Raw genomic sequence first — 21,516 nt, 5'->3', positions numbered from 1 at the left:
ATCGTTCCTGCGATATATCTGCAATAAACGAAACCAGCGCAACAAGCGAAATGCCGTCCGTCGTGGCGCGTTCGCGATGACGTCCGGGCGATACAGGACGAGATCGCCGTTATCGAGCCGCGCCTCCGCCCTACGGCTCGGGCTTGACCTCGCAGAAACGCAAGGTGTTCCCGAAAGGGTCGGTCACCGTCATCACCAGCCCCCAGGGCAGGCTCTCTACGCTCGGCTTCGCATGGACATAGTTATGGGCGCCGAGTTCCGCCTGGAAGGTATGAATGCCCGCCATCCGCACGAAGCTCGTGGAGCCCGGCGTCGCATCGCCGTGATGGCCGCTGAGATGCAGGACGAGGCCGGCGCGCGAGACCTGGGCGTAGAGCGGAAAGTCGTCGCCGAAGCGATGCTCCCAATCGAGGCTGAAGCCGAGGAAGTCGACATAGAACTCGCGCGCCTTCGCTTCGTCGAAGATGCGCAGGACCGGGCAGGTCTGGTCGAAGCGGATGGTCCGGTCGGGTGTCGACATCGGGCTCGGCTCCTCAGGCGATCCTGTCGGGCTCGGCCAGAAGCCCGTCGACGAAATCCGACAGGCCGGTGTTGCGGACGCGCTTGAGGCGCTCGGCGACGAGGATGCCCTGGAGCTTGGCGAAGGCGTCGTTCAGGTCGTCGTTGACGAGGACGTAATCGTACTCGTTCCAGCGCTGGATCTCGACGCGGGAATTGGCGAGGCGCTTTTCGATGGTCTCGGGCGAATCCTCGGCCCGGCGTTCGAGGCGGTGGCGCAACTCGGCGAGGCTCGGTGGCAGGATGAACACCGTCACCACGTCCTCGGCGAGCTTTGCCCGCACCTGCCGCGTGCCCTGGTAGTCGATGTCGAAGATCATGTCCCGGCCGGCGCCGAGGACCTTCTCCACCGGGCGGCGCGGCGTGCCGTAGAAATTGCCGTGGACTTCCGCCCATTCGAGGAGGTTGTCGGCACCGCGCAGGGCGTCGAAGGCTTCGCGGTCGATGAAATTGTAGTGCTTCCCGTCGATCTCGGAGGGCCGGCGCTGTCGCGTCGTCACCGAGATCGAGAGGTCGAGCCCCCATTTCGGGTCGCTGGCGACCGCGCGCGTCAGCGTGGTCTTCCCCGCTCCCGAGGGCGAGGACAGGATGAGGATGAACCCGCGCCGCCCGATCGTCGTGGCCTGCATGTCCGAAAAACCTACTCGACGTTCTGAACCTGTTCGCGGAATTGCTCCACCACGGCCTTCAAGTCGAGTCCGATCCGCGACAACGCGATGTCTCCGGCCTTCGCGCAGAGGGTATTCGCCTCGCGGCCGAGCTCCTGGGCGAGGAAATCGAGCTTGCGGCCGATGGCGCCACCCTTGGCCAGCAACTCGCCGACGCTGTCGAGATGGGCGCTCAAGCGGTCGAGCTCCTCGCGCACGTCGGCTTTCGCGGCGATGAGGACGGCCTCCTGGTGCAGGCGGTCGGGATCGAGCCCGCCGGCTTCCAACAGCGCGGCGATGCTGGCCGCCAGCCGTGCCTTCACCGCCTCGGGCTGGCGGCCGGGGCAGGCCTCGGCGGCTTGGCGGAGGCGTGACATGGCGACGAGCTGCCCCTCGATGATCGCGCGCAGCTGGCGCCCCTCGGCGCGGCGTGCCTCCACGAGGTCGGCCACGAGGCGCACCACGCCCTCGGCGAGGTCATGGGCGAGGCTGTCCGATTCCGCCGCCGGCTCGTCCTCGGATTCGATGACGCCGCGGATGCCGAGCAGGCCGTCGAGGGAGGCCGGGGCGAGGCCTTCGGGGCGCGGAACGCGGGCAGTGGCGGCGGCGAGTTCTGCCAGCAGGGCCTCGTTGATGCGCACCCGCGCCCTGGTCTCGGGCCGGGTGAGGTTGAGCGAGAGCTGGCACTGGCCCCGCGTCAGGGTCTTCTGCAGGGCTGTGCGGGCCACCTCGCCCACCGATTCCAGGCCGTTGGGCACGCGCAGGCGCACGTCGAGCCCACGCCCGTTCACGCTGCGGACCTCCCAGGCCCACTGGACCGGGCCGGTGGTGCCGGTGGCGCGGGCAAAGCCCGTCATGCTGGAGAGGATCATGATGTCTGAACTTTAGTCGGTCGTGCGAACCTCCCTCCCCCTTGTGGGGAGGGATTAAGGGTGGGGGTGGTTGGGCGACCCTTAGGCAGTGGAGGCCACCGCCACCCTCCCCACCGCCAATTCCTCCTCACACGTGGGAGGAGAGTGACGGCAGTGCCCTATTGCGCCTTCAGCGCCGGGACGCTTTTGGCCGAGTTGAGGTCGAAGGTCTTGTTACGCAGCGGGTCGAGCTTGGTGCCTTCCGAGGCGTCGAAGGCTTTCGGGCGCGGGGCCGACGGGTCCGGGGCGCTGCCGGCGAAATTGGTGCCGTCCGGTGCGTAGGCCGAGGCCCGGCCCGGGACCGCCGAGGGATCGGACGGCGGTTCGGCCTTGTCCACGGGGGCGGCGTCGGTGGGCGTCTCCTTGCGGGCGCGCTCCACCTGCCGCCAGCGGGCGACGTTGCGGGAATGGCCTTCCAGGCTGTCGGCGAAGGCGTGGCCGCCGGTGCCATCGGCGACGAAGTAGAGGTCCTTGGTGCGTGACGGGTTGGCGACGGCCTCGAGCGCGGCGCGGCCGGGATTGGCGATGGGGCCCGGCGGCAGGCCCTCGATGACGTAGGTGTTGTAGGGGGTCGCCCGGTCGATCTCGGAGCGCTGTATGCCGCGCCCCAGGGTACCGCGCCCGCCCACCAGCCCGTATACGATGGTGGGGTCCGATTGCAGCTTCATCCGTTTGTTGAGGCGGTTGACGAAGACGCCGGCCACGCGCGGCCGCTCGTCGGCCCGGCCTGTCTCCTTCTCGACGATGGAGGCCAGGGTCACCATCTCGGCCGGGGTCTTCACCGGGATCTCGGCCGAGCGGCGCAGCCAGATCTGGTTGAGCACCTCGCGCTGCTTGGCGCGCATCAGGTTGACGATCTGCTGGCGGGTGGCGCCGCGCTCGAACTTGTAGGTGTCGGGCAGGAGCGAGCCCTCGGGCGGGATCTCGTTGAGGTCGCCCGTGAGGATGTCGTTGTCGTTGAGGCGCACCACGATCTGCTCGGAGGTCAGGCCCTCGGGGAAGGTGATGGCGTGTTGCACTTGCCGGCCGGTGGACAGGGTCTCGATCGTGTCGCCGATGCTGGCATGGGCCTTGAATGTGTACTCGCCGGCCTTCAGGGCCTTGCCGGAGAAGCGGGAGGCCCATTCGAACAGGGCGGTATGGGCGATGACGCCTTCGCGGCTGAGGGCGTCGGCGATCTCGGAGGTGCCGCTGCGGGGCGGGATGACCACGACCTTGTCGGCGGCGAGCGGGCCGGGTTCGCGGATCTGCCGGTCGAACAGCGTCACGCCAATCATCGCCGCGATGGCGAGGACCACGGCGGCGGTGAGCAGGCCGCTGATCGTGCTCAGCAACCCGCCGCGCTCGCGCACGGGGCGGTCCGGCGGGGGCGGCGCGGCCGTGGGCTTGATCGCCTCGCTGGGGCTGCGCGGGGACACCCGGTGCGGCATGGACGGCTCGTCGGACGGGACCGCGATCGCCGCCTGCTCCGGGTCTTTGCGCTTGCGGAAGAACATGGACATCCTGTTCGGGCCTCGCCTCTCGCCAACCTTGTCTCGGCCCGACGATGCGACCGTCGTGTCGTCCTGGCCGACCGGGGCACGAGACTCAGGCCAAGAGACTCGAGGCAATAGGTGCCGACGCATGGATGGGCTTCTCGCCAAGAAGCTTCGGGATCCTTGCGTCAAACCTGACTACACCCGGGCGGGCGGGTTGTGCGAGCCGGATTGAACCGGTTTTGTGGCAAAAAGGCGTATTATCGCTCCACCGTCCCGCCCGCACGATGGCCAGCGCGCCGCACACGATGAGGACGGCCGGACACCCAGGTGAGCAGGCGGTCATGCTGGTCGTAGATGCCGAGGCGAGCGAGCCCTCCGGCCCAGATCACGCCGATACCGAGCATCACCAAGCCCCTGCCGGTGCCTGAGGGCCGAATCCAGCGGCGAGCGCGAGCCCGGCGGCGAATTCTAACAGCAGCGGCGTTGTTCATTGACGGAGGATCGCGTCCGCCGGCTGGAAGACCACGCCCACTAGCGCCAAAAGGGCGAGGTGGTCGTTTTCGGTGAGGTCCCGGCCAATATCCGGGCGATCCTGGCGGGAACGTCGGACCGGGCCGGGTCTTTTAGACCCGGCGCATCACCAGCGAGGCATTCGTCCCGCCAAATCCAAAAGAATTCGACAGCACGACATCCACCTGCTTGCGCTTGGCCTCGTGCGGCACGAGGTCGATGGCCGTTTCCACCGAGGGGGTGTCGAGGTTCAGCGTCGGCGGCATCACTCCGTCGCGGATGGTGAGAATCGAGAAGATCGCCTCGATGGCACCGGCCGCGCCCAGCAGGTGTCCCACGGCCGACTTGGTGGAGGACATGGCGGCCTTGGCGGCGTGCTCGCCGAGCAGCCGCTCCACGGCCTTCAGTTCGAGCTCGTCGCCCATGGGCGTCGAGGTGCCGTGGGCGTTGATATAGTCGATGTCGGAGGCCTGGAGGCCGGCGCGCTTCACCGCGGCGCTCATGCAGCGGAAGGCGCCGTCGCCGTCCGGGGCCGGCGAGGTGATGTGATAGGCGTCGCCGGTGAGGCCGTAGCCGACCACCTCGGCGTAGATCCGGGCTCCGCGTGCCTTGGCATGCTCGTACTCTTCGAGCACGACGACGCCGGCGCCCTCGCCCATGACGAAGCCGTCACGGTCCTTGTCGTAGGGGCGCGAAGCCTTGGTGGGCTGGTCGTTGAAGCCGGTGGAGAGGGCGCGGCAGGCGGCGAAGCCCGCGAGCGCCAGGCGGTTCACCGGAGATTCGGCGCCGCCGGCCACCATCACGTCGGCATCGCCGAACTGGATCAGCCGGGCGGCATCGCCGATGGCATGCGCTCCGGTGGAGCAGGCGGTGACCACCGCGTGATTCGGCCCCTTGAGGCCGTGGGCGATGGAGACCTGCCCGGAGGCGAGGTTGATGATTCGCCCGGGAATGAAGAACGGCGAGATCCGTCGCGGCCCCTTGTCGTGCAGGGTCACGGAGGCGTCGTAGATGCCCCCGATCCCGCCGATGCCGGAGCCGATCATCACGCCGGTGGCGCACTGATCCTCGTGGCTCTTGGGATGCCAGTCGGCATCGTCCAGCGCCTGGCCGGCGGCGGCCATGGCGTAGACGATGAACGGATCGACCTTGCGCTGCTCCTTCGTCTCCATCCATTGGTCCGGATTGAAGGTGCCGTCGCTGCCGTCTCCGAACGGGACCGAGCACGCGATGCGGCAGGCGAGATCGGACACGTCGAAGGCTGTCACCTGCGACGCTCCACTGTCTCCCGCGATCAACCGGCTCCAGGTGGCCTCGACCCCGCTTCCCAGCGGCGTCACCATACCCAAGCCCGTCACCACCACCCGACGCATCGCGTTATCCCGAACCAGTCCCGTCATGTCACTGTCGTTCGGCGCGCGGGGTCACGTGGACCCCGCTCCTCGCGCCTCTCGTCCCGTCGTGCTTACGCGGAGTTCTTCTCGAGGAACTTCACGGCATCGCCGACCGTCTGGATGGTCTCGGCAGCGTCGTCCGGGATTTCGACGTTGAACTCTTCCTCGAAGGCCATCACGAGCTCGACGGTGTCGAGGCTGTCGGCACCGAGGTCATCGATGAAGTTGGCGCCCTCGACCACCTTCTCCGGCTCCACGCCGAGGTGCTCGACAACGATCTTCTTCACGCGCTCAGCGATATCGCTCATCGTTCTTGGTCCTTGGTTATTCGATCGTGATGGTGAAGGTGCCGTGGCCGCCGTCCCGCTGGTGCGGATCTCTGGAAGCGGCCGGTGTCCGATCGCGCGTGGTCTTGAGAACCCGCAACACGCTGAACCGTCAACCCCCCTCGCACGGCAGCCGGGGTGGTAGCACAGGGTTTTGGCGCTGGCGAGGGCCGGTTCACAAACCGTTCATCGCCGTGGCTTTTTCCCGGACAATCGTTGGGTTTTCCCGCCTGCCGTGTCGGGAGACCCTCTCAGTACATCGCCATGCCGCCGTTCACGTGCAGGGTCTGGCCGGTGACGTAGGCGGCCTCGTTCGAGGCGAGGTAGACGGCCGCGGCCGCGATCTCCTCGCCGGTGCCGAGGCGGTTCATCGGCACGCGGGTGAGGATGCCCTCGCGCTGCTTCTCGTTGAGGGCGTCGGTCATCGGCGAGGTGATGAAGCCCGGCGCGATGCAGTTGACGGTGAGGTTGCGGGTGGCGACCTCGGCCGCCATGGCCTTGGTCATGCCGACGAGGCCGGCCTTGGCGGCGGCGTAGTTCACCTGGCCCGGATTGCCGGTGGCGCCGACCACGGAGCCGATATTGACGATGCGGCCGTGGCGCCGCTTCATCATGCCCTTCACCGCCGCCCGCGAGAGGCGGAACGCGGCCGAGAGGTTCACGGCGATCACCGCGTCCCACTCGTCGTCCTTCATCCGCAGCAAGAGGTTGTCGCGGGTGATGCCGGCATTGTTCACGAGGATGTCGAGGCCGCCGAGGGCGGCTTCCGCCGCCGGCACCAGGGCCTCGACGGCGTCCTTGTCGGAGAGGTCGCAGGTCAGGGCATGGACGCGCTCGCCGCCGAGTTCGGCCGAGAGTGTGTCCAGCGCTTCGGCGCGGGTGCCGGAGACGGCGACGGTGGCACCCTGGGCGTGGAGCGCCCGGGCGATGGCGCCGCCGAGGCCGCCGGTCGCGCCGGTGACGAGGGCCTTGCGGCCGGTCAGGTCGAACATGGGCAATCCTGTTGTCAGCTGAGCGTCGGGAAGGCGGCCACGTCGTCGGGCGTGCCCACGGGGATGGCGGTGGCGCCGGGGGCGATCCGCTTGACGAGGCCGGAGAGCACCTTGCCCGTGCCGATCTCGTGGAACTGATCGATGCCGGAGGCGGCCATGGCGGCGATGCATTCGCGCCAGCGCACGGTGCCCGTCACCTGGGCGACGAGGGCCTGGCGGATGGCCGCCGGCTCCAGCACCGGCGCGGCCAGGACATTGGAATAGACCGGCACCAGGGGAGGCTTCATCGCCACCCGGGTGAGGGCGTCCTGCATCGCCTCGGCCGCCGGCACCATCAGCGAGCAGTGGAACGGCGCCGACACGTTGAGCATCACCGCGCGCTTGATCCCGCGCGCTTGCGCGATCGCCACCGCGCGCTCCACGGCGGCCTTCGCGCCCGAGAGCACCACCTGCCCCGCTCCGTTGTCGTTGGCGACGTCGCAGACCTCGCCCTCGGAGGCCTCCACGGCGACGGAGCCGGCCAGTTCGGCATCGGCGCCGATGAGGGCCGCCATGGCCCCGGCACCGGGCGCCACCGCGCCCTGCATCGCCTCGCCGCGGATGCGCAGCAGGCGGGCGGTGTCGGCCAGGGTGAAGGTCCCGGCGGCGGCGAGCGCCGTGTATTCGCCGAGGGAATGGCCGGCCACCGCCGCTACGTCGCGGACGAGATCGAGACCGCGTGTCGCCTGGAGTACGCGCAGGGTGGCGATGCTGGCCGCCATCAGGGCCGGCTGGGCGTTGGCGGTGAGGGTCAGTTCCTCCACCGGTCCCTCGAACATCAGCGTCGAGAGCGACTGGCCGAGCGCCTCGTCGACCTCGTCGAAGACCGCCCTCGCCTGGGGGAAGGCCTCCGACAGGGCCCGGCCCATGCCCACGGCCTGGCTACCCTGGCCTGGAAAGATGAATGCGCGCGCCATGGTCATGTTCTCGCACGGAAAGGGCGGCGCAGTCGCACCGCCCGCTCCGGGTGTCAACACGAGGCGCCGCCATCGCGGGCCGGGTCAGGCCTCGTTGAAGAAGTCCACCACCCCGGTATCGAGGCTGTAGGAGGCGCCGACGATGCGCAGCTTGCCCGCCTTCAGCGGATCGAGGAGGGCGGGCTCGGAGGCCGTGCGCATACGGGTGACGACCCGGTCGACATTGGCGCGCACGCAATTCTCGATGAAGTCGCCGGGCTTGCCGCGTGCGGACAGCACCGCCGGCACGATCGGCTCGATCATCCGGCCGATGGAGCCGGGATAGACGGTGTTGTTCTCCACCACGTCGGCCGCCGCCAGCACGGCACCGCAGCGGCTGTGGCCCATGACCAGCACCAGCGGAACGCCGAGCTGCGACACGGCGTATTCCACCGACCCGAGGGCGGCGGTATCGGCGGTGTTGCCGGCATTGCGGACGATGAAGAGCTCGCCCAGACCGCGCCCGAACAGGATCTCCGGCGAGACGCGGGAATCCGAACAGCTCACCAGCACGCAGAACGGCGTCTGCCCGAGGGCGATCTCGATCCGGCGGTCGCGGCCCTGCACAGAGCGCACCGGGCTGTCGGTCTTGTAGAGGCGATTGCCTTCCTTCAGCAGCTCGAGGGCCTGGTCGGCCGTCAGGTCCGTCTTCTTCGTGGACGGGCTGGCCGCCAGACCGAGATTCGGCATGGCGGTGGCGGCGAAGGCCGCTGCGCCGAGATGGCAGGCACAGCTGAACAGGCCGCGGCGGCTGAGCGTCTTCGTCATGAGGTTTGGGCCCTCTTCCAATCGCCATGCGAAGGCTCGCATGAGCTTGACCAGGGCCACGCATAACCGTGGCGCGGAGTGCTGTCGCCCTGGCGATAAGCAGCGGCCCCGGGCCGGGATGGAACGCCGGTCCCGAACGTGCTGCCCGTGTGGGCGGCGGATGCAATATGCCGGTCGCGCTTGTTGCGCCGCGCGAGGCGGTGTATAGAACCGGATCAATCTCTACATTCCCGGTCTATGGAAGGAGCCCTCCCGCATGGCTCGCGTCACCGTTGAAGACTGCATCGACAAGGTCGAGAACCGTTTCGAGCTCGTCCTGCTCGCGAGCCACCGCGCCCGTTTGCTGGCCGCCGGAGCGCCGCTGACCATCGACCGCGACCGCGACAAGAACCCGGTCTGCGCGCTGCGCGAGATCGGCGACGCGACGATCACGGCCGACGACCTCAAGGAACAGCTCATCCATTCGATGCAGAAATATGTCGAGGTCGACGAGCCGGAGGCCGAGACGGTGCCGCTGCTGTCGAGCTCGCCCGCCGCCGCCGCCGTGGCGCCGCAATCCTCCAGCGACGACGGCGCCGTCCAGTTCGACCGGATGAGCGAAGAGGATCTGCTGCGCGGCCTCGAGAACCTCGCTCCGCCCACCGAGACGGACGAAGAGGCCGAGTGATCGGACGACCCATTTTCGACTGACGATCCTGTTTGACTGACAATCTCGCGAAAACCCGGCCATGCGCCGGGTTTTTCGTTTTTCGGCGCGAGAAACCGGTGTCATGCGGCGCCATGGGTCTGGCGTGCCCGGCCGCGATGCGGGACAACATAAGACAAAGGCGGGCAGTCACGATGTGTGAAGGGTGTTGCGGCGGATGATGCGCCAGTACGAGCTCGTGGAGCGGGTGAGGCGTTACAACCCCGCCGTGAACGAGGCCCTTCTCAACCGCGCCTATGTCTACGCCATGCGCGCTCACGGCACGCAGAAGCGGGCATCGGGCGATCCCTTCTTCGCCCACCCCCTCGAAGTCGCCGCGATCCTCACCGATCTCCGGCTCGACGACGCCACCATCGTCGCCGCCGTCCTCCACGACACGGTGGAGGACACGGCCGCCACCCTCGACGAGATCCGCGAGCTCTTCAGCCCCGAGATCGGCGCCCTGGTGGACGGGCTGACGAAGCTCAAGCGCCTCGACCTCGTGTCGAAACGCGCGGTCCAGGGTGAGAACTTCCGCAAGCTCCTGCTCGCCGTGGCGGCGGATGTGCGCGTGCTGCTGGTGAAGCTCGCCGACCGCCTGCACAACATGCGAACGCTCCACCACATGAAGCCGGAGAAGCGCGAGCGGATCGCCCAGGAGACGCTGGACATCTACGCGCCGCTCGCCGGCCGCATGGGCATGCAGGAACTGCGCGAGGAACTCGAAGACCTCGCGCTGCGCAACCTCAAGCCCGAGATCTACGCGACGATCGCCCAGCGGCTGGCCGATCTCGCGGTGAAGTCGGAGCGCTTGGTGGAGAGCATCGAGCGGGATCTCACCGCCAAGCTCGCCGCGCAGGGCATCAACGCCGTGGTCACCGGGCGGCAGAAGCGGCCCTTCTCGATCTCCGCCAAGATGGAGCGCAAATCGGTCGCCTTCGAGCAGCTCTCGGACATCTTCGGATTCCGCATCATCGTGGAATCCCTGTCCGAATGTTACGGCGCCCTGGGAGTCGTCCACACTACCTGGCCGATGGTGCCGGGCCGCTACAAGGATTACATCTCCACCCCGAAGCAGAACGATTACCGCTCGATCCACACCACGGTGATCGGGCCGAAGAGCCAGCGCGTCGAGCTGCAGATCCGCACCGCGGCCATGGACGAGATCGCCGAATACGGCATCGCCGCGCATGCCCATTACAAGGAGAGCGGCGGCAAGGACGAGATCGGCGGCGTTCATCCGCGCCTCGCCACGGAAAGCGGCGCCTATCAATGGCTGCGGCGGACCATCGAGCTCCTGGCCGAGGGCGACAGCCCGGAGGAGTTCCTCGAACACACCAAGCTCGAACTGTTCCAGGACCAGGTGTTCTGCTTCACGCCGAAGGGGCGCCTCATCGCCCTGCCGCGCGGCGCGACGCCCATCGATTTCGCCTATGCGGTCCATACCGATGTGGGCAACACGGCGGTGGGGGCCAAGATCAACGGCCGCATGGCGCCGCTGCTGATCGAGCTCGTCAATGGCGACGAGGTCGAGATCGCGCGGGCCGACGGGCAATCGCCTCCGGCGGCCTGGGAATCCCTTGTGGTCACCGGCAAGGCACGCGCCGCGATTAGGCGGGCGACCCGCTCGGCCGTGCGGCGGCAATATGCCGGCCTCGGTCGCCAGATCCTCGACCGCGCCTTCGAGCGGGCGGCCAAGAGCTTCTCCGAGGACAAGCTGCGGGGCGCGCTCCCCCGTCTGGCGCGCCAGAGCACGGAGGACGTGTTCGCGGCGGTGGGCCGTGGCGAGATGTTCTCGGGCGACGTGGTGCGCGCCGTCTATCCCGACCACAAGGAGGAGCGTCGCACGGGCCCGGCCGCGCTGCAGCAGCCCATGGATGGAGGGGCGGGGCGTCTCAGCCTCGCCAAGGGGCAGGCCATGCGCCTGACCTTCCCCGAAGGCGCCGCCGATATGGGCCGTGCCGACGCCATCCCGATTCGCGGCCTCGACAACGACCTGCCGGTGAGCTTCGCCCCGAATGGCGGCGCGGTGCCGGGTGACCGCATCGTCGGCATCCTGACGCCCGGCGTCGGGGTGACGATCTATCCGATCCAGTCGGCGGCGCTCGCCGATTTCGACAACGAGCCGGCGCGCTGGCTCGACGTGCGCTGGGACGTCGAGGCGGGAGGGAGCGAGCGGTTTCCCGCGCGCCTCGCCCTGCAATCGATCAACGAGCCCGGCGTCCTCGCCCAGATCGCGCAGGTCATCGCCGATCACGACGGCAATATCGACAACGTCTCGATGAAGCGGCGCACCCAGGATTTCACCGAGATCGTCATCGACCTCTCCGTCTGGGACCTGAAGCACCTCAACGCCATCGTCGCCGAGCTGCGTGGCAAGCGCACCGTGAGCAGGGTCGACCGCGTCAACGGCTGAACGGCCGGGCTCCCGCGACGCGTCGTCGGCCATCACCGCCGCGCAACGCTCTGTTTACCAAGCCTTGGTGTGGGAAGGCCCCCGGCGGGTCGGGGCGCCTTGCGCCTCGTGGTCCACGCTGCCACAAACCCCGCTGGACCGTCTCATCCTAGGAACACTTTTCTCATGACGCCAGACGCGGTGCTCGCGGAATTCCGCGAGGCGGGTGCCCTGCTCGAAGGGCATTTCGTCCTCAGTTCCGGGCTCCATTCCGGTGTCTTCCTGCAGAAGATGGCGATTTTCTCCGACCCGGTCCGGACGGAGCGACTGTGCAAGGCCCTGGCTGAGGTCATCGTCGCCCGTTTCGGCCCCATCGACATCGTCGTGTCCCCCGCCATCGGCGGCATCGTGCCCGGCTACGAGACGGCCCGCCATCTCGGGGCGCGCGCCATCTTCGTCGAACGCGATCCCGGCGGGCCATTCTCCCTTCGTCGCGGCTTCAGCATCCCGGCCGGCCAGCGCGCGGTGATCGTGGAGGATATCGTGACCACGGGCCTCTCCGCCCGCGAATGCCTCGCCTCCCTCCAGGCCGAGGCCGGAGAGGTCATCGGCGCGGCGTGTCTCATCGACCGCTCGGGCGGGCGCGGCGAAATCGGCCTTCCCCTCGTCTCCCTGGTCACCCTCGACATTCCGGTCTATCCTGCAGACGCGCTGCCGCCGGAACTCGCCGCGCTGCCTGCCGTCAAGCCCGGCAGCCGAGTGAAAGCACCGGGCTGATCCTAAGCAAGATTAGAAACTTAAGGTAGTCGTTTTTCTGACATGCAATTAGGCATATCAGTTGCGCAAAGTGGAATATTGTAGGCAGACCTAGCTTTCAATCGATTTCTCTGGTGATTGCATACAGGTCATGGTTGACAAGCGCCGCGCTCGGACAATAACAAAGGATACGATAGGCGGGTAGCTTCGGTGGCCCGCTAATTCTTGGTTTTATTTATGATTTGATTATTAGGATCAAATTCTTCGCGTTATCAAGCATTCGGGTTTGCAAGTCTTCTGGTGAAGCTTTGAGCTTTCGGACTTTCTTGCCTTACATGTGAAAAATCTGATGAGAAAATGGATCATTCAATGAGCGCACAACAGCGCAGCGCCCTGTTCATAGACGGGGCAAATCTTTATGCGGCGACGAAGGCACTCGGTTTCGATATCGACTATCGCCGGCTGCTCAAGGAATTTCAGGCTCGCGATAATTTGATACGAGCTTTCTACTACACCGCGATGGTGGAAGATCAAGAGTATTCATCGATCCGTCCGCTGATCGATTGGCTCGACTATAACGGTTACCGCGTGGTGACGAAGCCGGCCAAGGAATTCACCGATTCCGCCGGCCGTCGCAAGATCAAGGGCAACATGGACATCGAGCTGGCCATCGATGCCCTCGAGCTCGCGCCCCGCATCGACCACATGGTGCTGTTCTCCGGCGACGGCGATTTCCGCTCCCTGGTGGAAGCGATGCAGCGGCGCGGCGTCCGCGTCACCGTCGTCTCGACGATCCAGACACAGCCGGCCATGATTGCCGACGACCTTCGTCGGCAGGCCGACGAGTTCGTCGACCTCGTCCATCTCATTCCCCGGGTCGGTCGCGACCCCGGCGAGCGTGGCGTCCGAAGCCAGGGCGACGGTCCGGCGCGCGGTCCGCGCGAGTTGCCGCGAGACATTCCACGAGACCTGCCGCGCGACGTGGCCGAACGGCCGGCGGCGCGTCCCAATCCCGGTCTGGAAACCCGCTACGGTATCCGCCAGGGCGACGACGCGACCGAACAGTAACGACATCTGTCACCGGGGAAGCGCGGCAGACCGCCTCCTCGGCAGCGATCCGGAGCATCGCTCTCAGCCCGTGGCGTCCGCGCCCTGAGCCGACAGCTCCGCTTCCAACCGCGAGGCGTGCGCGAAGAACCGGCGGCGGACATCCGCCGCGTAGGGGTTCGCGCGCTCGATCGCGTCGAAGACTTCCGGCGCATCGTGCCTGACCATGCCGACCGCCTGCATCAGCAGGTCGAAGCTCTTCGTCGTCATGCGGGTCGGCAGCGGCTCCATCTCGACGAAGACCTTGGCGATGAGATGGGTCAGCCCCTGGACAGAGGCGGCGGCCCTGTCGTGCGCCTCCGGGTCCGTGAGGATGACGTCGAGGCCTAGCTGCTTGCGCAGGAAAGCCGCGGCACGCCAGCCTCCCCTCCCCCGGATCGGACATACGGCGATCTTCAGCCCCTTCACGCCCGAACGCGCGCTCTGCGGTCCGAAGAGCGGATGCGTCGCAACGATCTCGACGTGATCGGGCAACCCGTCCGCCATGATCCGCGCGGCGACCATCTTCACCGAACCGACATCGAGGACGAGGGCGCCCGGCCGCAGGTGGGGTCCGATGGCGGAGACCACCTCGGCGAGTTTGGAGACCGGAGCGGCCAGGACGACGACGGGACAGGAAGCCGCCTCGGCGAGCGAGCCGAGCCGCACCCCGGCTTGACTTCCACCCTTCAGTCTCTTGGATTCGGAGACGCGGTCGCCAGCGGTTCTCGCTTCGCAATCGGATTCGACATGAGGCTCGACGGGCTCCCTGTCCTGGAAGGAGCGGCATGGGGTTAGGTGTGGTCCATCACCGGAGAAGTCGCACACCCGATCCTGTCCCTTTCCCTCCAGGAGAGGGGCTCCGCGCATCCCGTGAGGTGCCTGAATATCGTCGCCTTGCGGCAGGGCGGGATCGTAGACGTGCAGGGGGAAATGCTGACCGAGATGCTCGGCGATCAGCCGGCCGAATGCGCCGAAGCCGATGATCCCAATGGGAATGCTCAATGAAGGGGAGATGACACAAGACACGGAACTGACCTCGATGAAGCCGAGGGGCCAGCGGTGCTTGGAAGAGGGTCAACCGCCGACGACCGGGGCGGTTGAGACGTGACAAAGCACCTCGCCGCTAAGGGAGCGGCGCGTAATACAATCCGGATAGGATCGGGCTCGTCGTCATGGGCGGTGTCTTGGCAGGACGGGCATCGCCCGTCAATGGAGCGTGCGCCGATCAGCCCTTGTCGCGCATGATCCGGGCGCGGTCGCGCTCCCAGTCACGCTCCTTGGCGCTCTCGCGCTTGTCGTGGAGCTTCTTGCCCCGGCCGAGGCCGAGTTCGATCTTCGCGCGGCCCTGCTCGTTGAAGTAGATCTTCAACGGCACCACCGTGTAGCCCTCGCGCTTCGTCGCGCCGATGAGCTTGTTGATCTGCTTGCGGTGGAGCAGCAGACGGCGCGGACGCTTGGTCTCGTGGTTGAACCGGTTGGCTTCGAGATATTCCGGGATGTAGGCGTTGAACAGGAACAGCTCATCGCCCGACGGCCCGGCATAGGCCTCACCGATGGCCGCCTTGCCCTTGCGCAGGGATTTGACCTCCGTCCCGGTCAGGGCGATGCCCGCCTCGAGGACGTCCGAGATCTCGTAGTGGAAGCGGGCGGCGCGGTTGTCGGCAACGACGCGGCGGGTGTCTTGCGGTTTGGGAGCCATCACATCGTCGGTTCTGGGGCATCGGCCTGTCCGCGCCGATACCCCTTGTCTGGAAGGAAGCTGGTGCCGTCATCGGCCGCGCAATGCGGCCGATCGACATTCATATGGTTCGCCGGCGTTTCGCCTGCGAGGGGTGATCAGCCGTCGATCAGGCCGGCATGGCGCAGGGCGGCGTCGACGATGCCCTTGGTGGCGTCGCTGACCGTGAGGAGCGGCAGGCGCACCTCGTCGCTCATGTGGCCGAGCCGCGACAGGGCATATTTCACCGGCGACGGGTTCGATTCCGCGAACAATCCCACATGCAGCGGCAGCAACTGGTCCTGAAACCGCAGAGCCGTGGCGTAATCGCCCGACAGGGTCGCTTCCTGCAACTTGGCGCAGAGGCGCGGTGCGACGTTCGAGACCACCGAGATGCAGCCGACGCCGCCCTGCGCATTGAATCCGATCGCCGTCGCATCTTCGCCCGAAAGCTGGATGAAGTCTTCACCCATGGCTTGGCGTTGCAGGCTGACACGGTCGAGCTTGGCCGTGGCGTCCTTCACGCCGGCGATATTCTTGAGCTCATATAGCCGCGCCATGGTGTCGACGCTCATGTCGACTACCGAACGCGGGGGAATATTGTAGATGATGATCGGGATGCCGATGGCGTCGTTGACGGCCTTGAAATGCGCGTAGAGCCCCGCCTGCGTCGGCTTGTTGTAGTAGGGCGTCACCACGAGCACGGCATCCGCGCCGGCCTTCTCCGCGTTGACGGCCCGTTCGACGGCCTCGGCCGTGGAATTGGAGCCCGCGCCCGCGATCACCGGCACACGGCCGGCGGTCTCGGCGATGCAGGCGGCCACGACACGGTCGTGCTCGTCATGGCTCAGGGTCGGCGTCTCGCCGGTGGTGCCCACGGGCACGAGGCCATGGATGCCCTGCTCGATCTGCCAGACCACGAATTTGCGGAAGGCGTCCTCGTCGAAGGCGCCGTCGCGAAACGGCGTGGCGAGGGCGGTCATGGCGCCCTTGAGGCGTTGGGTCGTGGTGTCGGTCATCCTGGCGTTCCCGGCCGTCGATCTTTCGGTGGGCCGGTGTGCCGGCCGCGTCACCGCTCTCGCGGACGGGCAGACATAGGGCCTCGCTTGCACGCGCGCAAACGGTCCGTCGGCGCAGTTAATGACTTCTTAATGCCCTCTGGGACAGCTTAAGCATGTCCGCATCCGACGGGACTGGAAGAACCATGGCGTTCTGGACGCGCTCCTATCGTGCCGCCCTCCCCGTGTCCCTCGCCGTCGCCTTGGCGGGGACGACGATGTGGATCGGGCCGGCCTCGGTTTTCCCCGTGGCGGCCGGCCAGGGGGACGACATCGTCACCCGGCCGTCGAGCGATGCCGTCGCCCCGTCCGTCCTTGTGCCGGACAGCCGGGCCGCCGCCACCGATGCGGTCGCGGCCGACGCCTTGAAGCTGGACGATCGCAGCGCCGAGACCGCGCCGAGCAAGGCCCTGCCCGCCGCCGCCAAGGCCTATGCCTCCGCCGATCCTGAAGCGCCGATCGCCTTCCCGCTTCCCGATGCGGCGATGACTCCGGCCGCGCCCGTTCCGGAGGTGCCCGATCCCGCCCGCGCGGCCCAGGTGGCGCCGGATGTCGATCTCCCCGCTCTGCGCCAGGCCATCGATGCCTATCGACGCGGCAAGGTGTCCGAGGGCGACCGCCTGCGCGACGGCTTCACCGATCCCGCCGCCCTCGCTCTGCTCGAATGGGTGGCGATCCGCGCCGGCTCCGGCATCGGCTTCGAGCGCACGGTCTCCTTCACCCGGACGAACCCGGAATGGCCGGCGGGTCCGCTCCTGCGCCGCCGCGCCGAGGAGGCGCTTCTCACCGAGCGCAAGAACCCGGCGACCGTGCGCGCCTTCTTCGCGGGCACCCGTCCGTCGAGCGCTCCGGGCAAGTTCGCCCTCGCCCTCGCCTTCCGGGCGGAGGCCCTCGACGAGGACGCCGCCTCTCTGGTCCGCGACCTGTGGCGCTCCGAGACCTTCGGGCGCGCCCTCGAGACCAAGGTGATGGACGCCTTTCCGGGTGTCCTCACCCGCGTCGATCACCGCTTCCGCATGGAGCGCGCCCTCCTGAAGGAGGATTACGAGTCGGCCGGCCGGGCCGCTGCCTATGCCGGCGGCGGCTACGCCAGCCTGGTGCGGGCTCGCCGGGCCGTGGAGGACAAGAGTTCCACGGCCGCTTCCGCGCTCAACGCCGTGCCGCCGTCGCTCCGCAGCGATCCGTCCTACATCCTGTCGCGGGCGCAGTATCTCCGCCGGGCCGACAAGCCGGTGGAGGCCGCCGCGATCCTCGCCACCGCCCCCACCAACGGCGACGTCCTCGTGGATGGCGACGAATGGTGGGTCGAGCGCCGGATCGTCGCCCGCAAGCTCATCGACATCGGCAATCCGAGCCTCGCCTACGAGGTCGCCGCCGGCCATAGCGGCCGCACGGTGGAGAAGCGGATCGAAGCCGAGTTCCATGCCGGCTGGATCGCCCTGCGCTTCCTCGACGATCCGGCCAAGGCCTCCAGCCATTTCGCCAAGGCCGCGACCATCGCCGAGACGCCGATCTCGCTCGCCCGTGTCGCCTATTGGCAGGGCCGTGCCGCCGAGGCGGCGGGTGATGCCGGCCTCGCCAAGACGTTCTACGAGCGCGCGGCGCTCCAGCCCATCGCCTATTACGGGCAACTCGCCCGGGCGAAGCTCGGACAGGCGAGCCTGCCGCTGCGCGTCGTCTCGGAACTCGAGCCCGCCGCCGCGACGGCGTTCGAGAACCGCCTGACCACGCGGGCCCTGCGCATGCTCGAGGCGGCCTCGCTCAAGGATCTGGCGCTGCCGCTCTACATCGACACGGCGAACCGCCTCACCAACCCGGCCGAGATCAGCGCGCTCGGCAACCTCGCCGTCGATGTGAGAAATTCCCGCGCCCTCGTGGCCATCGGCAAGCTCGCGGTCCAGCGCGGATTGCCCCTCGACGCCCATGCCTACCCGACCATCGGCATTCCCGATTACGAGGCCTCCGCCGCCGTTCCCCTGGTGGAGAAGGCCATGGTCTTCGCCATCGCCCGCCAGGAGAGCCAGTTCGATCCCCGTGCCCAATCCAGCGTCGGCGCCCGCGGGCTGATGCAGATGATGCCGGCCACCGCCCAGCGCACGGCCCGGCGGGTCAGCGCCTCCTACGACCAGGACCGCCTCACCAGCGATCCCGCCTACAACGCCCGCCTCGGCCAGGCCCATCTCGGGGAGCTGATGGAGGATTGGCGCGGCTCCTACATCCTCGCCTTCGCCTCCTACAATGCCGGCGGCGGCAACGTGAAGAAGTGGATCGACGCCTATGGCGATCCGCGCAGGACCGGGGTCGATCCCATCGACTGGGTCGAGCGCATCCCCTTCACCGAGACCCGCAACTACGTCCAGCGCGTGATGGAGAACCTGCAGGTCTACCGCAGCCGCCTGGAAGGCAAGAGCGCCTTGCTGATCGAGGGCGACCTTCAGCGCGGGGCGCGGTGAGCGGAGGGGGTATCCTCCCCCGACCCATCTCATCCCGAAGCTTTCCCTCGAAGCCTCCGCTCGGCACCGGCAGCGGGTCGAGGTGATGGAGCGAGGCGGTCAGGGGAGCCGCCGACACTGTCGATGCCCGACGCCCTCGGCGGCGACGGACGGGCCAGTCTCGCCAGGGCTCCGGTCCCGGCGCCGACGAGGTAGGCCGCCAGGTTCAGCGCCGCGCTCTCCACCCAGAAGCCGGGGCGGCCCGGTACGAGCCCGCTGAAAGCGAGCCCGGCGAGCGCAACCGCCCCGGATCCGAGTCCGAGCCCGATGGCGGTCGAAAGTCGGTCGCGTGGCGGTCCGAAGTGCCATCCGATGGCGGTGCCCAGCGCGAGGCTGGCGGCGAGCGCGGGCCAGAGAATCGTCAACAGCAGGAGCATCGGGACGATCTCTCAGGAGCGCAGGGCGAGGCCGACGCCCTGCCCGGTGGCATTGGCGCGACCGGCGGGCGCGGCGACGATCCTGTCCGCCGGGATGCCGGCCTGGAGCAGATACTCGACGATCACAAGCGCCCGCTGTCGAGCGATGTCGGGTTCAGGCTCCGCCGGTTTCGCCTCCTTCGGAGCCTCCGCCTTGGCATCCTTGTCCTTCGCCGCCTTGTCCTTGCCGTCCTTCACAGAGGCGGGCTTGGGATCGGCGGGCTTCGTATTAGGCTTGTCGGCCTTCGCGACCACCGGCTTCGAGGCCTTGTCGGCGTCCCGAGACTTTCCCGAATCGACCGAAGAGGTGTTCTCCACGCCCGCGTCCAGGGCGGGTTTCGGTGCGCTCGCGGCACCGGCCGGGTCGCTATGACCCGTCACCTCGATGCGCAGACCGGGGCAGGCTTTCGCCGCCGAGGCCACTGCGTCGAGGGTCGGATAGAACTCCGCTCTCAGGGTGACGCCGCCGGGTGCGAAGACGAGGCGGCTCCCGTTTGTCGCGCGGTCGAACGAATTCCGGCAGGCCGCCGGGTCGTCCAGGGTCGTGCCGGGCGGCGGCTTCACCTCGGCCTGCGCCTGCCAGCCGGCCGGCATCCGCCGGGCGAGATCGGCCTCGAACCGACCGGCACTCTCGCGGTAGAGGCTGTCGCCGGTCAGGGCGAGCCTCCTGTCCGAGAGGCGGAGGTCGCCGGTGGCGAGCATGGCGAGGCCGGTGATGCCGGCCTCGACGGCGCCGGCAAGGTTAGGCGGTGCGCCCTCGGCGATGCGGCTTTTGTCGACGATGCGTTCGCGGAAGAAGCGTGGTCGCAGCGTCGCCAGGATACGGTCGCGCGTAGCGCCGTCGGGAAGGTGCCCGGTCAGCGTCACCGCATCGCTCTCGCGGCGGACCATGAACCGATAGGGCGAGAGCGGCATGGCGGCGAGATCGACCGGCCCGGCCCTGGTACCGGACGGTCGCCCGTCGCGCAGCAGCGCGTCGATCTCGCCGATGGCCTGCCCGTCGAGGGCGGTGCCCGAGACCGACAGGCGCGAGTCGGCATAGGTGACGCTGCCATCCTGCAACAGCGAGGAAAGCCGGAAGGCGAAGCGGCCGAGCGTGGTCGGATCGATCCCATCCGCGAGACCACGGGCGGTCTGCATCCGGTCGTCCACCGTGGCGCCATCGGCGGCATCGTCCGCCATGGCGCGGATCTCCTCGCGTGCCGTCTCCGAGACGACATTCCCCGAAAGGACGAGGCTGCCGCCGCGCTCGCGGGTCACCGCAAACCGGAAATCGGGGGTCGCCGCCGGCCGGATGTCGATCTTGCCCATGGTGAAGCCGGTCGGAGGATGGGCCAAGGCCTGCCTGACGGCCTCGTAATCGGCCACCGTCGATGCCTCGCCGCTGAGCGACACGGTGGTATCGGCGATGGTGGCGCTGGCGCCCGGAGCCAGCGGCTTCAGTTGTTCGAGCGCGAAGGCGGAAGCGGTGGAAAAGTCCGGCGGTGCCCCGCGCGCGGCTTTGGCCTGATCGACGATCCTGGTCTCGTAGGGAAGTTCCGGGGCGAGCTTCGCGGCAAGCGCCCGCGGGCCGATCTCGACAGGACGGTTGCCGGTCAGTTCGATCCGCTCCGGGCTCGTGCGCGTCGCCGTCCAGACGAAGGGAGAGGCATCCTCGACGATACCGATACGCCCGACCACGTGGCGCAGGCCGGGCAGGCGCTTGAGCCTGTCGAGGGCCGCCACGCGCCCGGCCTCGTCCGGCGCCTCCCCGGTGGCGATGAGGTCACGGCCCCGCACCGTCAGGCGCAGCCAGGGCTCCAACCCCGTCTCGGCCGTCGCACGCACGACCGGGCCGGCGGTCTCATCGAGCCGCCGCTCCGCGCGGCTGGCGAGGAACGGCGTCGCGACGCCGACGATGAGCGCCAGTCCGGGCAGGCCGACGGCCCAGCCGAATTTCCGGAGCAAGGGGGAGGACGGGAGGGCGGGCAATGCGAACCTCGGGGATCGGCCGCCACCAGACACCCGCTTCGCGGCATCTTGAAGACGACGCAGGCTCATTCCCATCGATTGCCGCCTGCTTCCTTGTCCACATGCCTTCACCCCCGCGCGCGACAACGCCGGGGGCATGGCCCAAGAAAAGTCCCAACAGGGGGACGCGGGACGCCGCGGAACCCATTGAGCGCTATAAGTATTTGCCGGTCCCCCGGCGTCCCGTCAGGCTCCGGCGTTCCCGCCGGGGCCTGTTTTGCGTCGCGGTGTCTCCAGCGGTCCTCGCGTTGCGTCGCGCCTGAGGTGGTCGTGTTGCATCCCAGCCCGGCTGTTCGAACGGACTTTGCCCCGCACGCCC

General features: G+C 68.1%; 20 protein-coding genes. 6 read left to right on the top strand and 14 right to left on the bottom strand.

The window, feature by feature from the left end; genetic code table 11:
* Positions 1-130: 130 nt before the first annotated feature.
* The 9 genes from ASF34_RS16475 to ASF34_RS16435 all read right to left on the bottom strand — a co-directional run bounded on the left by ASF34_RS16475 (position 131) and on the right by ASF34_RS16435 (position 8,579).
* Complete coding sequence (locus ASF34_RS16475; RefSeq protein ID WP_056162500.1) at positions 131-520, bottom strand: glyoxalase superfamily protein; 390 nt, start codon at positions 518-520, stop codon at positions 131-133.
* A gap of 13 nt (positions 521-533) precedes the next feature.
* The gene (gene gmk / locus ASF34_RS16470; RefSeq protein WP_018044463.1) at positions 534-1,187 is read right to left on the bottom strand and encodes a guanylate kinase; all 654 of its coding nucleotides are present in this window, start codon (positions 1,185-1,187) and stop codon (positions 534-536) included.
* 11 nt (positions 1,188-1,198) lie between these two features.
* Entirely contained in the window at positions 1,199-2,077 is an 879-nt protein-coding gene (locus ASF34_RS16465; protein WP_056162497.1) for a YicC/YloC family endoribonuclease, read from the bottom strand.
* A gap of 158 nt (positions 2,078-2,235) precedes the next feature.
* Complete coding sequence (mltG, locus tag ASF34_RS16460; RefSeq protein WP_056162642.1) at positions 2,236-3,612, bottom strand: endolytic transglycosylase MltG; 1,377 nt, start codon at positions 3,610-3,612, stop codon at positions 2,236-2,238.
* 605 nt (positions 3,613-4,217) lie between these two features.
* The gene (gene fabF, locus ASF34_RS16455; protein ID WP_026176042.1) at positions 4,218-5,477 is read right to left on the bottom strand and encodes a beta-ketoacyl-ACP synthase II; all 1,260 of its coding nucleotides are present in this window, start codon (positions 5,475-5,477) and stop codon (positions 4,218-4,220) included.
* Positions 5,478-5,569: 92 nt separating this feature from the next.
* Positions 5,570-5,806 (bottom strand): acyl carrier protein, encoded by a 237-nt coding sequence (locus tag ASF34_RS16450; RefSeq protein ID WP_018044468.1) that lies wholly within the window; start codon positions 5,804-5,806, stop codon positions 5,570-5,572.
* Positions 5,807-6,075: 269 nt separating this feature from the next.
* Entirely contained in the window at positions 6,076-6,816 is a 741-nt protein-coding gene (gene fabG, locus ASF34_RS16445; protein WP_018044469.1) for a 3-oxoacyl-[acyl-carrier-protein] reductase, read from the bottom strand.
* Positions 6,817-6,830: 14 nt separating this feature from the next.
* Complete coding sequence (fabD, locus tag ASF34_RS16440; protein WP_056162638.1) at positions 6,831-7,772, bottom strand: ACP S-malonyltransferase; 942 nt, start codon at positions 7,770-7,772, stop codon at positions 6,831-6,833.
* 84 nt (positions 7,773-7,856) lie between these two features.
* A complete protein-coding gene (locus ASF34_RS16435) occupies positions 7,857-8,579 on the bottom strand; it encodes a carbonic anhydrase (RefSeq protein WP_018044471.1) in 723 nt (240 codons plus the stop codon).
* A gap of 256 nt (positions 8,580-8,835) precedes the next feature.
* On the opposite strand from ASF34_RS16435, the gene rpoZ reads away from it, so the two are divergent.
* From rpoZ to ASF34_RS16415, 4 genes are all read left to right on the top strand, one after another.
* Positions 8,836-9,246, top strand: coding sequence for a DNA-directed RNA polymerase subunit omega (gene rpoZ, locus ASF34_RS16430; protein WP_018044472.1), 411 nt, complete (start codon positions 8,836-8,838; stop codon positions 9,244-9,246).
* A gap of 196 nt (positions 9,247-9,442) precedes the next feature.
* Positions 9,443-11,680, top strand: coding sequence for a RelA/SpoT family protein (locus ASF34_RS16425; RefSeq protein WP_018044473.1), 2,238 nt, complete (start codon positions 9,443-9,445; stop codon positions 11,678-11,680).
* A 165-nt stretch (positions 11,681-11,845) separates the two neighbouring features.
* Positions 11,846-12,436 (top strand): orotate phosphoribosyltransferase, encoded by a 591-nt coding sequence (pyrE, locus tag ASF34_RS16420; protein ID WP_018044474.1) that lies wholly within the window; start codon positions 11,846-11,848, stop codon positions 12,434-12,436.
* Positions 12,437-12,784: 348 nt separating this feature from the next.
* Entirely contained in the window at positions 12,785-13,483 is a 699-nt protein-coding gene (locus ASF34_RS16415; protein ID WP_018044475.1) for a LabA-like NYN domain-containing protein, read from the top strand.
* A 63-nt stretch (positions 13,484-13,546) separates the two neighbouring features.
* Here ASF34_RS16415 and ASF34_RS16410 read toward each other — a convergent pair whose 3' ends face one another.
* Complete coding sequence (locus ASF34_RS16410) at positions 13,547-14,170, bottom strand: prephenate dehydrogenase/arogenate dehydrogenase family protein (RefSeq protein WP_018044476.1); 624 nt, start codon at positions 14,168-14,170, stop codon at positions 13,547-13,549.
* Positions 14,171-14,299: 129 nt separating this feature from the next.
* On the opposite strand from ASF34_RS16410, the gene ASF34_RS23025 reads away from it, so the two are divergent.
* Positions 14,300-14,509 (top strand): hypothetical protein, encoded by a 210-nt coding sequence (locus tag ASF34_RS23025; RefSeq protein WP_056162494.1) that lies wholly within the window; start codon positions 14,300-14,302, stop codon positions 14,507-14,509.
* Positions 14,510-14,729: 220 nt separating this feature from the next.
* Here ASF34_RS23025 and smpB read toward each other — a convergent pair whose 3' ends face one another.
* Positions 14,730-15,203, bottom strand: coding sequence for an SsrA-binding protein SmpB (gene smpB, locus ASF34_RS16400; RefSeq protein ID WP_018044478.1), 474 nt, complete (start codon positions 15,201-15,203; stop codon positions 14,730-14,732).
* Positions 15,204-15,340: 137 nt separating this feature from the next.
* Entirely contained in the window at positions 15,341-16,240 is a 900-nt protein-coding gene (gene dapA, locus ASF34_RS16395) for a 4-hydroxy-tetrahydrodipicolinate synthase (RefSeq protein ID WP_056146379.1), read from the bottom strand.
* A gap of 185 nt (positions 16,241-16,425) precedes the next feature.
* Here dapA and ASF34_RS16390 point away from each other — a divergent pair, with 185 nt between their 5' ends.
* Positions 16,426-18,732, top strand: a complete 2,307-nt coding sequence (locus tag ASF34_RS16390; RefSeq protein WP_056162491.1) for a lytic transglycosylase domain-containing protein — start codon at positions 16,426-16,428, stop codon at positions 18,730-18,732.
* 29 nt (positions 18,733-18,761) lie between these two features.
* Here ASF34_RS16390 and ASF34_RS16385 read toward each other — a convergent pair whose 3' ends face one another.
* Together ASF34_RS16385 and ASF34_RS16380 are read right to left on the bottom strand one after the other, a co-directional pair.
* A complete protein-coding gene (locus ASF34_RS16385; protein ID WP_056162488.1) occupies positions 18,762-19,148 on the bottom strand; it encodes a hypothetical protein in 387 nt (128 codons plus the stop codon).
* Positions 19,149-19,160: 12 nt separating this feature from the next.
* Positions 19,161-21,158, bottom strand: a complete 1,998-nt coding sequence (locus ASF34_RS16380) for a BON domain-containing protein (protein WP_244479022.1) — start codon at positions 21,156-21,158, stop codon at positions 19,161-19,163.
* Between the last annotated feature and the right edge of the window lie 358 nt (positions 21,159-21,516).

The organism is Methylobacterium sp. Leaf106, from assembly GCF_001422895.1.
In the GTDB taxonomy this organism is placed as follows: Bacteria; Pseudomonadota; Alphaproteobacteria; order Rhizobiales; family Beijerinckiaceae; genus Methylobacterium; species Methylobacterium bullatum.
The sequence above is the reverse complement of the archived record's forward strand: the minus strand, read 5'-3'. Positions and strand labels throughout refer to the sequence as shown.

What these genes read in the sequence shown, in the direction of transcription:
- rpoZ (WP_018044472.1), top strand. Translation starts at nt 8,836, where the DNA reads ATGGCTCGCGTCACCGTTGAAGACTGCATCGACAAGGTCGAGAACCGT.
- ASF34_RS16425 (WP_018044473.1), top strand. Translation starts at nt 9,443, where the DNA reads ATGATGCGCCAGTACGAGCTCGTGGAGCGGGTGAGGCGTTACAACCCC.
- ASF34_RS16450 (WP_018044468.1), bottom strand. Translation starts at nt 5,806, where the DNA reads ATGAGCGATATCGCTGAGCGCGTGAAGAAGATCGTTGTCGAGCACCTC.
- ASF34_RS16390 (WP_056162491.1), top strand. Translation starts at nt 16,426, where the DNA reads ATGGCGTTCTGGACGCGCTCCTATCGTGCCGCCCTCCCCGTGTCCCTC.
- mltG (WP_056162642.1), bottom strand. Translation starts at nt 3,612, where the DNA reads ATGTTCTTCCGCAAGCGCAAAGACCCGGAGCAGGCGGCGATCGCGGTC.
- dapA (WP_056146379.1), bottom strand. Translation starts at nt 16,240, where the DNA reads ATGACCGACACCACGACCCAACGCCTCAAGGGCGCCATGACCGCCCTC.
- fabG (WP_018044469.1), bottom strand. Translation starts at nt 6,816, where the DNA reads ATGTTCGACCTGACCGGCCGCAAGGCCCTCGTCACCGGCGCGACCGGC.
- pyrE (WP_018044474.1), top strand. Translation starts at nt 11,846, where the DNA reads ATGACGCCAGACGCGGTGCTCGCGGAATTCCGCGAGGCGGGTGCCCTG.
- ASF34_RS16435 (WP_018044471.1), bottom strand. Translation starts at nt 8,579, where the DNA reads ATGACGAAGACGCTCAGCCGCCGCGGCCTGTTCAGCTGTGCCTGCCAT.
- ASF34_RS16415 (WP_018044475.1), top strand. Translation starts at nt 12,785, where the DNA reads ATGAGCGCACAACAGCGCAGCGCCCTGTTCATAGACGGGGCAAATCTT.
- ASF34_RS16465 (WP_056162497.1), bottom strand. Translation starts at nt 2,077, where the DNA reads ATGATCCTCTCCAGCATGACGGGCTTTGCCCGCGCCACCGGCACCACC.
- ASF34_RS16475 (WP_056162500.1), bottom strand. Translation starts at nt 520, where the DNA reads ATGTCGACACCCGACCGGACCATCCGCTTCGACCAGACCTGCCCGGTC.
- fabF (WP_026176042.1), bottom strand. Translation starts at nt 5,477, where the DNA reads ATGCGTCGGGTGGTGGTGACGGGCTTGGGTATGGTGACGCCGCTGGGA.
- fabD (WP_056162638.1), bottom strand. Translation starts at nt 7,772, where the DNA reads ATGGCGCGCGCATTCATCTTTCCAGGCCAGGGTAGCCAGGCCGTGGGC.
- smpB (WP_018044478.1), bottom strand. Translation starts at nt 15,203, where the DNA reads ATGGCTCCCAAACCGCAAGACACCCGCCGCGTCGTTGCCGACAACCGC.
- ASF34_RS16385 (WP_056162488.1), bottom strand. Translation starts at nt 19,148, where the DNA reads ATGCTCCTGCTGTTGACGATTCTCTGGCCCGCGCTCGCCGCCAGCCTC.
- gmk (WP_018044463.1), bottom strand. Translation starts at nt 1,187, where the DNA reads ATGCAGGCCACGACGATCGGGCGGCGCGGGTTCATCCTCATCCTGTCC.